This window comes from Dactylosporangium salmoneum (genome assembly GCF_039532525.1).
Classification (GTDB): domain Bacteria; phylum Actinomycetota; class Actinomycetes; order Mycobacteriales; family Micromonosporaceae; genus Dactylosporangium; species Dactylosporangium salmoneum.
In genome coordinates, this window is the sequence record NZ_BAAARV010000044.1 from 1 (window position 1) to 10,834 (window position 10,834).

A 10,834-nucleotide genomic window follows, 5' to 3' on the forward strand; every position below is an offset into this window, starting at 1 on the left:
CCGGCTCGCCGAGCGGGCCGCGTCCCTCGACACCGACCCCGCGTTCCTGGCCCGGGTCGGCTGGGTCGAGGGCCAGGCCTGGTTCTGGCAGGGCAACTTCCAGGCCGCCTACGAGCTGCTGACGGCCGCGGCCGAGCTGGCGCCCGGGACGGCCGGCCGGGTGCTGCGCCACGCCGTGCATCCCGCCTGGTACCTCGGGGAGCCCCACCTCGGCGAGTGCCTCGACCGGCTGGCCCGACACGACGCCGACCCGATCGCCCGCTTCCAGGTCGCCGCCGCCCGCGGCCGCCCGCCGGCACTGCCCTCGGTCGCCGACCGGCGGGCCGCGCTCGACCCGGCGACCGCCCCGCGCGACCTGGTGGAGCTGTGCGGCTTCGGCTTCGTCGCCGGCCAGGACGCCGAGGCGCACGAGCTGGCCGCCACGCTCGCCGGCCGGTGCCGGGCCGAGGGCCTCGCCGGCCTGCTGCCCACGCTGCTGTTCTTCCTGGCCGAGGCCGAGCTGTTCCACGGCCGCCACCGCGACGCGGCGGTCAGCGCGGCCGAGGGCCTGGCCCTGGCCCGCGACGGCGGCCAGCCGCTGTGGGTCAGCCAGCTCTCGGCGCTGCGGGCGACGCTCGCCGCCGTCGCGGGCGACGAGGAGCCGTGCCGCTCCGCCGTCGCCGACGCCCTGGAGGTGGCCTCGCCGGGCGTGGCGCCGGCCGGCCACGCGTGGGCCCAGTGGGCGCTCGCGCTGCTGGACCTGGGCCAGGGCCGACCCGAGGCGGCCGTGCCGCGCCTGCTCGCCCTGCAGGTCCAGCCCTTCGCGCACCACGTCGTCGCGCACCGCTGCATCCCCGACCTGGTGGAGGCGGCCGTGCGGGCCGGGACCGCCGACGCCCTCGACGGCGTGCCGGAGGCGGTGCAGCGCCTCGCCGCGTTCGCCGAGCGCACCGCCCAGCCGTGGGCCCGGGCCCTCGTGCACCGCTGCCGGGCGCTGCTCGGCGGCGACGAGCACGAGTTCGGCCTGTCGCTCGCGCTCGCCGCGCGGCCGTTCGAGCGGGCCCGGACCGAGCTGCTCTACGGCGAGTGGCTGCGCCGCGCCCGGCGCAAGGCCGACGCCCGGCGCGTGCTGCAGCAGGCCCTCGAGGGCTTCGACCGCCTCGGCGCCCGGCCCTGGGCGGCCCGCACCCGCGCCGAGCTGACCGCCACCGGGTTGCCGGCCGCGGAGCCCGCGGAGCGGGCCGAGCCGGCCGGGGCCCGGCTCACGCCGCAGGAGCTGCAGATCGCCCGGCTGGCCGCGCAGGGACTGTCCAACAAGGACATCGCCGCGCAGCTGTTCCTGAGCCCGAAGACGGTCGCCTACCACCTGTACAAGGCGTACCCGAAGCTCGGCGTGGCCGCCCGCGGCGACCTGATCGCGCTGGCCCTCTAAGCCTGTCTCAGAACCCGGCCACGGGCACCGAAGCTCGGCGTGGCAGCCCGCGGCGACCTGATCGCGCTGGCCCTCCAAGCCTCTCTCAGAACCCGGCCACGGGCACCGACTCGACGGCGCCCCAGGCCGAGGCGCCGGCGACGCAGGCCGCGACGGCGGCGAGGCCGTAGCCGGCCCAGTCCCGCGCACCGGGGCGGCGGCCGAACGCCCACGTGGCCACGACGACGCCGAGCACGGCCTGCAGGGCGCCCTCGGCCAGGCGCTGGCGGCCGTGGTCGCCCGCGGCGAGCAGGCTGACCACGATGTCGATGCCGGCCCCGGCCAGCAGCCCGCAGACCAGCCCTCCGGCGACCGCCGCCGGTCGCGGCCGGGCCGAGCGGACCAGGTGCGCCAGGACGCCCAGCGCCGCCCCGCCGGCGACCGACAGCACGGTCCAGTACGCGGCGGCGGCCAGCACCGGGCCGAGCCCGTCGGCCCGCCACCGCCCGGAGACCAGGTTCAGCCCGTAGTAGCCGCCGGTGGCCAGGCACAGCACCGCGATCCCGGCGGCCATCGCGCCCGCCCGCGTGCGGGCGAGCACCGCCGGGGCGAACGCCGCGCACCCCCACGCGAACCCGGTGCTGGCCACGAACTGCAGCACCGTCAGCCACGCCCCGCTCGCCAGGTCGGCCCCGAACGAGGCCACCCCGAGCGCGATCCCCGCCGCGCCGGCCACCACCGCCGTCGTCCCCCGCATGCACCCATTCTCGCCCGGGTGGTCAGCCGCCGTCGGGCCCGTTCGGTGTGGATAGTGTGAAGGAGAAGGTGGCGCCGCGGCCGGGCTCGCTGCTGGCCCAGACCCGACCGCCGTGGCGGTCGACGATGCGCTGCACGGTGGTCAGGCCGATGCCGGTGCCGGGGAACTCGGCGGCGTCGTGGAGCCGGCCGAACGGGCGGAACAGCTGGTCGGCCTTCTCGGCGGGGAAGCCGGCGCCGTTGTCGCGGATGAAGAACGTCGCGCCGTCGCCGCCGATGTCGATGGCCGGCTCGGCGGTCCTGGTGGTGAACTTCCAGGCGTTGCCGACGAGGTTGGCGTACACCGCCCGGACCAGGTTGCCGTCGCACTCCGCCGTCATCTGCGGGGTCACGGTGACCCGCACCTCGCGGCCGGGGTCGCGGGCGCGCAGCTCGTCGACGACGTCCTCGGCCAGCGCGGTCAGGTCGACGGTGCTGCGCCGGATCTGGCCGCGGTTGGCCCGGGCCAGCTGCAGCAGGGCGTCGATGAGGGCGTTCATGCGCATGCCGGCGGCGTGGATGCGGTCGAGCTGGCGGGCCGTGTCGGGGTCGGCGCCCTCGGCCAGCAGCTCGCTGTAGCTGAGGATGGTCTGCAGCGGTGAGCGAAGGTCGTGGGAGACCGAGCCGCTGAACGCCTCCAGCTCCCGGTTGCGCCACTCCAGCTCCTCCACCAGCTGGGCACGGGCCTCGGCGAAGCGGCGGGCGGCGCGCTCCTCGGCGGCCTCCATCTCGCGGCGCACCAGCTCGTCGCGGATGCGCCGGTTCTGCTCGTGCAGGTGCTGGCGGCGCACGTGGGCGCGGACGTGGGCGCGCAGGGTGCCGGTGCCGTCGCCGCGGCGCACGTAGTCGTCCGCGCCCGCGGCGAGGCACTCCAGCAGCACGTCGTCGTTGCCGATGATGATGACCGGCATGTCGCGCAGGCCCGGCACGGCCCGGATCCGGTCGCACAGGTCGCGCCCGTCGATCTCCGGCAGGTGCAGGTCGATCACGGTGCAGTCGGCCGGCTCGACGGCGAGCATCGCCAGCGCGTCGTCGGCGCAGCGGGCCACGGTCGGCTCGTAGCCGTCCTCGTGCATGAGCGGCGTCATCCGGTCCACGTAGCTGGCGTCGGCGTCGACGAGCAGCACCCGCGCCGGGCGGGCGGTCCCGGCGCCGGGCAGCGGCAGCGCGGTGGCGCCCTTGCGCAGCACGGCGTTGAGCTTGGCCAGCACCACGGCGAGGTTCTCCTGCTTGCGCACGAACGCGTCCGCGCCGGCGTCGAGGATCTGCAGCTCGGTGGCGTAGTCGTCGGCCGCGGTGAGCAGCAGACAGGGCACGTTGCGCAGGGCGGCGTCCAGGCGGACCCGGCGGATCACCGTGGCGCCGTCGATGCCAGGGAGCACGCCGTCGACGATCATCGCGTCGGGCGGGCGGGCGGCGGCGATGCGCAGCCCCTCCTCCCCGCTGGCCGCCGTGGTCACGTCGTAGCCGGCGTGCTCGAGGGTCTGGCGCAGCATCTCGCGGAAGGTGCGGCTGTCGTCGATGACCAGCACGTGCCGGCGCGGCGCGCTGGACAGGCCGCGGCGCATCAGCTCGCGGGCCCGGGCGACGACGACCGGCGCGTCGTAGGGCTTGCCGACGTAGTCGTCGGCCCCGGTGCGCAGGCCGCGCAGCCGGTCGTGGACCTCGGCCGCGCTGGACAGCAGCAGCACCACCGTCTCGCCGTGGCGGGCGTCGCCGCGCAGCCGGCGCAGCAGGTCGACGCCGTTGCCGTCGGGCAGGCGCACGTCGAACACGGCCACGTCGAAGCGCTCGGCGTCCAGCATCGCGATGGCCTCGGCGGCGCCGGCGCACAGCACGGTACGGAAGCCGTCCTCCTCGAACGCCTCGTGCAGGTCCATCCGGACGGTGAGACTGTCGTCGACGATCAGAACCGCGTTCGCCACGCCATCCCCCGCTCCTCGTGGCCGCGCGACCCGAGTGCGGCCAGGCGGGCCCCGATCTCCTCCGGCGGCAGGCTGGCGGCGACCGCGCCGAGGGCGACGGCCTCGCCGGGCATCCCGTAGACGACGCAGCTCGCGGCGTCCTGGGCGTAGGTCGCCGCGCCGGCCCGGCGCATCGCCAGCAGCCCGGCGGCGCCGTCGCGGCCCATCCCGGTGAGCAGGCAGCCGGCCGCCTGCCGGCCGAGCTCCGTGGCGACCGAGTGGAACAGCGCGTCGGCCGCGGGCCGGCAGGAGTGCACCGGCGCGGCCGAGCTGACGTGCAGGTGGCCGTTGCGCACCAGCAGGTGCAGGTCCGGCGGGGCCATGGTGACCCGGCCGCCCAGCGAGGACAGCGCCTCGCCGCCGCGGGCGTAGCCGACGGCGTGCCCGGTCTGCTCGGCCAGCCAGCCGGTGAACGCCTGCGCGAACGACTCGTTGACCGCGAGGTGCTGGACGTACAGCAGCGGGATCGGGAAACCGGCGGGCACCGCCTTCAGCAGCCGCACGATCGCGCCGGGGCCGCCGGTGGAGGCGCCGATGGCGATCGCGCGCACCCCCGCCGGGACCGCGGCGGGCACGGCCGGCGGCGGCGCGGGTGGGGTCGGCAGCCGGCGGGTCACGACCCGGATTCGCGAGACCACCTTGACCGCGGTGCGCAGCCGGTGCGGCCAGGTGTCGTCGGAGTCGTCGCCGCGCGGCTTCTCCAGCACGTCCACGGCCCCGGCGGCCAGCGCGTCGTAGGTGTTGAACAGCTCGCGCCGGTCCGCCGAGCACACCACCAGGATCGGCGTCGGGGCGAGCGCCATGATCTGCTCGGTGGCGGCCAGGCCGGACATCTTCGGCAGCTGCACGTCCATGGTGATGACGTCGGGGCGCAGGCGGCGGCACTGCTCCACCGCGCCGGCGCCGTCGGTGGCCTCGCCGACGACGTCGAACCCGAGCCCGGGCGCCAGCGCCTCGCGCAGGCACTGCCGTACCGTGGCGGAATCCTCGACGATGAGCACCCGGATCATGCCGGCGCGCCGGCCAGGTCGCGGATGTGGGCGAGCAGCTCCTCCTGGTCGAACTCGCTCTTGACGATGTAGGCCGAGGCCCCTGCGGCCAGGCCGCGCGCCCGGTCCTCGGCCGACGACCGGGAGGTCACGAGGATCGCGGGCACCTCCCGCTGGGCCGGGTCGTTGCGGGTCTCCTCGACGAACCCGAAGCCGTCCATGCCGGGCATGTCGACGTCGACGAGGAACAGCGCGTACCGGCGGTGGCGGACCCGCTCCAGGGCCTCCTCGGCGGAGGCGGCGAGGTCGACGCGGTACCCGGCGGACTCCAGGATGCTGCGCTCGAGCATGCGGGTGGTGAGGGAGTCGTCGACCACCAGGATGGGCGGCATCGCGGCCGGCCCCTCCCGCTCCGCCGCGGCGACCGGCGGGCCGGCGCCCGGACCGCCCGCGGCGGCGGCCAGGCCCACCGGGTCGAGCACGATCCGCGGGTTGCCGTCGGCGTCCATGGAGACCCCGCCGACGACCGCGGCGGCCGGTGCGAGCTCCGGCAGCGGCCGCACCACCAGCGTCGAGGTGCCCAGGAGGCGGTCGGCGCCGACCGCGATCGCCCCGTCGCCGGCCGTCAGGATCACCGCGACGCCGCTCCCGTCGGCCGGCGGTGCGGTCCCGGCGAGCACCCGGTTCAGCGGCAGGAACGGCAGCACCCGCCCGTCGTGGGCCAGCGCGCCGCCCGCGGCGGCGGCCTCGGCCTCGACGCCGCCCATCAGCACGCACGTGCGCACGGTGTCCAGCGGCAGGGCGGCGAGCACCCCGCCTGCCTGCAGTACCAGCCCGGACAGCGACACCAGGGCCAGCGGCACGATCAGCTCCACCTCGGTGCCGCGGCCGGGCTCGGTGCGCACCTGCACGTCGCCGCCGAGCCGCTCGGCGACGTCGCGCACGGCGTCGAGCCCGATGCCGCGGCCGGAGACGCCGGTGACCCGCTCGGAGGTGGAGATGCCGCCCTGCATGAGCAGGCGCATGAGCTCGCGGACGTCGGCCTCGGCCCCGGGCGTCACCAGCCCGCGCCGCTCGGCCTGGCGGCGCACCGCCTCGAGGTCGAAGCCGCGCCCGTCGTCGCGGCAGCGGAACGCGGCGAACCGGCCGCGGCGGCGCACGTCGACGCTGACCCGGCCCTGCGGGGGCTTGCCGGCGGCGACGCGCTCGGCCTCGGGCTCCACGCCGTGGCTGACCGCGTTGCGCACCACGTGCAGCAGGGCGTTGCCGGCCTGGGTGAGCACGTGCGGGTCGAGGCGCAGCTCGCCGCCGTGGCTGTCGAAGCGCACCGCCTTGCCCTCGGCGCCGGCCACGTCGTACACGGCCCGGTGCAGCGCGGTGAGGACGGTCGCCGCCGGGACGAGCCGCAGGCGCTCGGCCCGGCCGCGGATGTCGTCGAGCTCCCGCTCCACCTGCTCGACGGTCTCGGTGAGCCGCCGGCCGAGCGCGGTGAGGTCGGCGGCGAGCGCGCCGGCCAGGGTGGCCCCGCGCTCGGGGGTGCCGCCGGTGCGCAGCTGCTCGGCGAGGCTCTCGGCGGTGCGCCGGGCCCGCTCGACCGTGCCCGCCTGGCGGCGCAGCGGGGCGAACCGGGCGTGCGCCTCGTCCACCGCCTCGAGCAGCTCGTCGACGTCGGCCCCGGCGCCGCGCTCCGGCGCCGGCTGCTGCTGCTCCTCGACCGCAGGTCCGGCGGGTGCCGGGTCGAGCCCCGCGACCATGGCCGACATCTCGTCCGTGCGGCGCACCAGGTCGGCCATGACGTGCGGTGGCACCGGCTCGGCGCCGTCGCGGTACGGCACCAGGATCTCTTCCAGCGCGTGCGTGAGGTCGGCGAGCCGGGCCTGGCGCACCACCCGGGCGGCGCCCTTGAGGGTGTGCGCGTGCCGCAGCAGCCGCGCCACCGCCTCCGCGCCGGCGTCGCCGGTCAGCTCGAGCACGCCCTGGCAGAGCTGCTCGACGAGCTCCCGGGCCTCGATCCGGAAGTACCGCAGCGGGTCCCTGGGCTGCGTCATGTGCCGCTGTCCGCGCTGACCAGCCGCAGCAGCGACGAGGACAGGCCGGTGAGGTGGGCGGCGGTCTGGCGGGTCTGCACCGCGCTGGTCTCGCTCTCCCGGGTCACCCGGGCGGTGTCATTGACCGCCACGTTGACCTGCTCGACCGCCGTGGTCTGCTGCTTGGTGGACAGCTCGATCTCGCGGGCCGACTCGGTGGTGGTCGCGACGAGGTCGGCGATCTGCTGGAACGAGGCGGTCACCGCGTTGAACTGCCGGGTGCCGGCGTCGACCGCCTTGGCGCCGGTCTCGGTGGCCATCACGGTGGTGTTCACCGCGCCCCGCACGTCCTCGATCAGCGCCCGGATCTCCTTGGCGGAGCCCGCGGTACGGTCGGCCAGCTTGCGGATCTCGTCGGCCACGACCGCGAAGCGCCGCCCCCACTCCCCGGCCCCGGAGGCCTCGATGGTGGCGTTGATGGCCAGGATGTTGGTCTGCTCGGCCAGCTCCGAGACCAGGTCGACCACCCCGCCGATCTGCTGCGAGCGCTGACCGAGCTCCAGCATGTGCTGCACGATGAGGTCGACCTGGCGGCGGATCGCGGCGATCGAGGCGCGGGCCTCCTCGATGGTGGAGTCGCCGGAGCCGGCCGCCGACGCCGTCTCGGAGGCGATCTGCGCCACCCGCTGGGCGCCCTCGGCGATCTGCCGGGAGGTGATGAGCAGCTCCTCGATCGTGGTGGTGATCTCGCTCATCGCGGTGGCCTGCTCCTGGGCGCCGGTGGCCTGCTGACCGGCGGCCGCCTCCAGCTCGGCCGAGGAGCTGCGGATGTGCCCCACGGTGCCGGCCACCTGCCGGGTCAGGGCCCGGCTGAGCAGCAGCCCGATGACGACCATGAAGGCGATGCCGAGCACCGTGATGCCGATGACGACGCCGATGGCCACGCCGGCCACGGTCGAGGCGTCGCGCTGCTTGGTCCGCAGGTCGTGGTCGAGCAGCGTGGTGAGCGCGGTGATCTGCTTGTCGAGCGCGTCGCGCAGCGGGGCCACGGTGCTCTCGAAGGCGGCGCTGATCTTGTCCAGGTCGGCGCCGGGCCGCATCCGCTGGTCGACGACGGCCTGCAGCGCGGCCTGGTGCCGCTGCTCGTCGGCCACCACCTGGTCGAGCAGGTCGCGCTCCTCGGCGGTGGTGAGCTGGTCGCGGACCGCGCCGATCGCCTCGGTGAACCCCTGCCGGGCCGAGTTGATCTGCTGGGCGTACTGCTGGCCGCCGGTGAGCAGGTACGCCCGCCCGGCGCTGCTCTTGGCCTCCACGTCGACGCGCAGCTGCCCGACGGCGACGAGGCCCTTCACGCCGACGTCGATCACGGCGTCCTTGCCGTGCACCACCCTGCTCAGCGCCCACACCGTGAGCACGCCGGTGACGAGGGTGAGCAGCGCCGTGACCGAGAACCCGATGCCGAGCCGCCGCCCGAACGTCCACTGCTGTGCCATGGTCCCCCGTCCTGTTCCTACGTGTCCTCGCGGGCCTGCGCCGGTGCGGCGAACCGCCCGACCGCGGCCTGGACGGCCGCGCGCACGGCCGCCACGTCGACGATGGGGCGGGCGCCGTCGGGCAGCGGCACGATGCCGCGCAGGCAGCCGTGCGGCCCGTGCCCGGCCGCCTCCTCGACCAGCGCGTCGCGGGGCACCCGCAGGTGGCCGTCGAGGCGCTCGAAGGCCAGCGCGACCGGCGGGGTGCCGGCGGCCAGCACGAGCCAGCGCGGGGTGCTTCCGGCGTCGTGCGGGATCGCGGTGGTACTCCAGGTGCCCAGCACGGCGGCCAGCTCGTACACGGGCACGATGGCCCCGCGGAAGCCCGCGACGCCGAGCAGCGCCGGCAGCGGGCCGGGCAGGCGGGTCACCGGCCGCTCTGGGAACAGCCCGGCGGCCTGGGTGAGCCGCAGCGCGTAGCGCACCCCGCCGGCCCGGATGGCCAGCAGGTCGTCGTGGCCGGCCACCTCCTGGCGGGGCGGGTCGGCGAACGAGCGGTCGAAGTCCTCGCGCAGCCGGGCCAGCCGCTGGTGCATGTCGCCGATCCGGTGCTGGCCCCCGGTCTCCGTGGCGGCCGTCACGACACGGCCGCCAGCTCCGCCCGGCACAGCGCGATGAGGGCGCTGCGCCCGAAGCCGCCGCCGAAGAGCGCGATCCGCTCGCCGGACTCCTCCCGCAGCAGCTGCACCGCCCGGTCCAGCTCCAGCTCGGCACCGCGCCGGTCGCCGAGCCGCCGGGCCAGCAGGCCCAGGCGCATCCGTGGCATCGCGAACCGCGGGTCGAGCTGCGCGGCGATGCGGTGGTGCCGCTGGGCCGAGGCGTGGTTGTCGTCGCCCTCGAAGCAGTCGGCCAGCAGCTGGTGGGCGTCGGCGTACAGCGCGTCGCGCTCCAGCAGCCGCCGGCACAGCTGCGCGGCCCGCCCGGTCTGGCCGAGGTGGGCCAGCACGCAGCCGCGCACCAGCCACATGTCGGGCCGGTCGGCCTCGGCCCCGGTGATCGCCTCGAGCTCCTGCAGCGCCTCGGCGAACCGCTCCTCCGACACCAGCCGCAGCGCCCGCTCCCGGGGCCGGGGCCGCACCACCGGCGCGGGCGGCGGCTCGGCCACCCGCGGCGAGCCCTGGACCCGCTTGTAGTAGAACGCCGCGTGGGAGTGGTGCACGTCGAGCCCCGGCGGGCGGCTGCCGAGCGTGTCGGTGTGGCCGAGGAACAGGAACCCGCCCGGCGCCAGGGCCCGCGTGATCCGCTCGATCACCGCCCGCGCCGTGTCCGGCGTGAGGTACATGAGCAGGTTGCGGCAGAACACGACGTCGTACGTCCCGGGCGCGAACAGCACTGGGTCGTCCCTGGCCACGTTGTGCTCCACGAACCGCACCCGGCCGCGTATCCGCGCGTCGACCTCGACCCCCTCGGGCGCCTGCTTGAACCAGCGCAGCCGGGCCGGCTCGGGCGTCTCGCGCAGCGACCACAGGGAGTACCGCCCGGCCATCGCCTTGCGCAGCGCCACCCGGTTGACGTCGAGCCCGACGATGCCGACCTCGAGCGAGTCGGGCACCCGCTCGGCCGCGACCATCGCCAGCGTGTACGCCTCCTCGCCGGTGGAGCAGCCGACCGACAGGATGTCGAGCCGGCCGCGGGCCCGGACCCGCTCGGGCAGCGCGACCTCGGCGAGCGCGTGGAACTGCTCGATGTTGCGGAAGAAGTACGTCTCGTTGACGGTCAGCGCCTCGGCGAGGGTGGACAGCTCGGCCGTCCAGGCGGTGGCGAGGCGGTCAAGGTAGCCGCGGTCGGTGAGGCCGTGCTGGGTGGCCCGCTGCTGCAGGATCTCGGCGAGCAGCGCGTCCTTCTTGTCGTCGAACGCCATGCCGAGGCGCTCGGCGAGCAGCCGCCTCAGCCGCGCGACCTCGTTCGCTTCACGCGCCATCGGCGTCCCCGCCTCCGCCCGGCGCGGCGGGTTGGACGAAATGTCGGGCGCTGGCGCGCCACGACATTTCGGACATATCATCATTTTCTGGCTCACTGGCTGATTGTGTCGTTTGCCCGAATTCCTTGCCGGCGGCGCACTCCAGGGCGGCCTCCGGGCGCAGGAACAACAGGGGGCGGCCGTCCAGCACGCTGACCGCGGCGACCAGGCGGGACG

Annotated in this window: 9 protein-coding genes; 1 reads left to right on the forward strand and 8 read right to left on the reverse strand. The window is 76.1% G+C overall.

Features of this window, described 5'->3' with window-relative positions:
• The coding region (locus ABD352_RS25930) for a LuxR C-terminal-related transcriptional regulator (RefSeq protein WP_344615083.1) at positions 1-1,411 on the forward strand (1,411 nt) is incomplete at its 5' end.
• An 85-nt stretch (positions 1,412-1,496) separates the two neighbouring features.
• Here ABD352_RS25930 and ABD352_RS25935 read toward each other — a convergent pair.
• The 8 genes from ABD352_RS25935 to ABD352_RS25970 all read right to left on the reverse strand — a co-directional run.
• Positions 1,497-2,147, reverse strand: a complete 651-nt coding sequence (locus tag ABD352_RS25935) for a DUF6518 family protein (RefSeq protein ID WP_344615084.1) — start codon at positions 2,145-2,147, stop codon at positions 1,497-1,499.
• Positions 2,148-2,169: 22 nt separating this feature from the next.
• Complete coding sequence (locus ABD352_RS25940) at positions 2,170-4,110, reverse strand: response regulator (RefSeq protein ID WP_344615085.1); 1,941 nt, start codon at positions 4,108-4,110, stop codon at positions 2,170-2,172.
• Entirely contained in the window at positions 4,092-5,159 is a 1,068-nt protein-coding gene (locus ABD352_RS25945) for a chemotaxis protein CheB (protein ID WP_344615086.1), read from the reverse strand. Before ABD352_RS25945 ends, ABD352_RS25940 begins: the two co-directional genes overlap by 19 nt.
• A complete protein-coding gene (locus ABD352_RS25950) occupies positions 5,156-7,186 on the reverse strand; it encodes a hybrid sensor histidine kinase/response regulator (RefSeq protein WP_344615087.1) in 2,031 nt (676 codons plus the stop codon). The genes ABD352_RS25945 and ABD352_RS25950 overlap by 4 nt, the downstream gene beginning before the upstream one ends.
• Positions 7,183-8,658: a HAMP domain-containing methyl-accepting chemotaxis protein gene (locus ABD352_RS25955; protein ID WP_344615088.1), complete on the reverse strand. Its 1,476-nt coding sequence runs from the start codon at positions 8,656-8,658 to the stop codon at positions 7,183-7,185. Before ABD352_RS25955 ends, ABD352_RS25950 begins: the two co-directional genes overlap by 4 nt.
• Before the next feature lie 17 nt (positions 8,659-8,675).
• Entirely contained in the window at positions 8,676-9,278 is a 603-nt protein-coding gene (locus ABD352_RS25960) for a chemotaxis protein CheW (protein ID WP_344615089.1), read from the reverse strand.
• Positions 9,275-10,618 (reverse strand): CheR family methyltransferase, encoded by a 1,344-nt coding sequence (locus ABD352_RS25965; RefSeq protein ID WP_344615090.1) that lies wholly within the window; start codon positions 10,616-10,618, stop codon positions 9,275-9,277. The genes ABD352_RS25960 and ABD352_RS25965 overlap by 4 nt, the downstream gene beginning before the upstream one ends.
• On the reverse strand, positions 10,608-10,834 hold a 227-nt coding region (locus tag ABD352_RS25970; RefSeq protein ID WP_344615091.1), incomplete at its 5' end, for a hypothetical protein. The genes ABD352_RS25965 and ABD352_RS25970, both read right to left, overlap by 11 nt.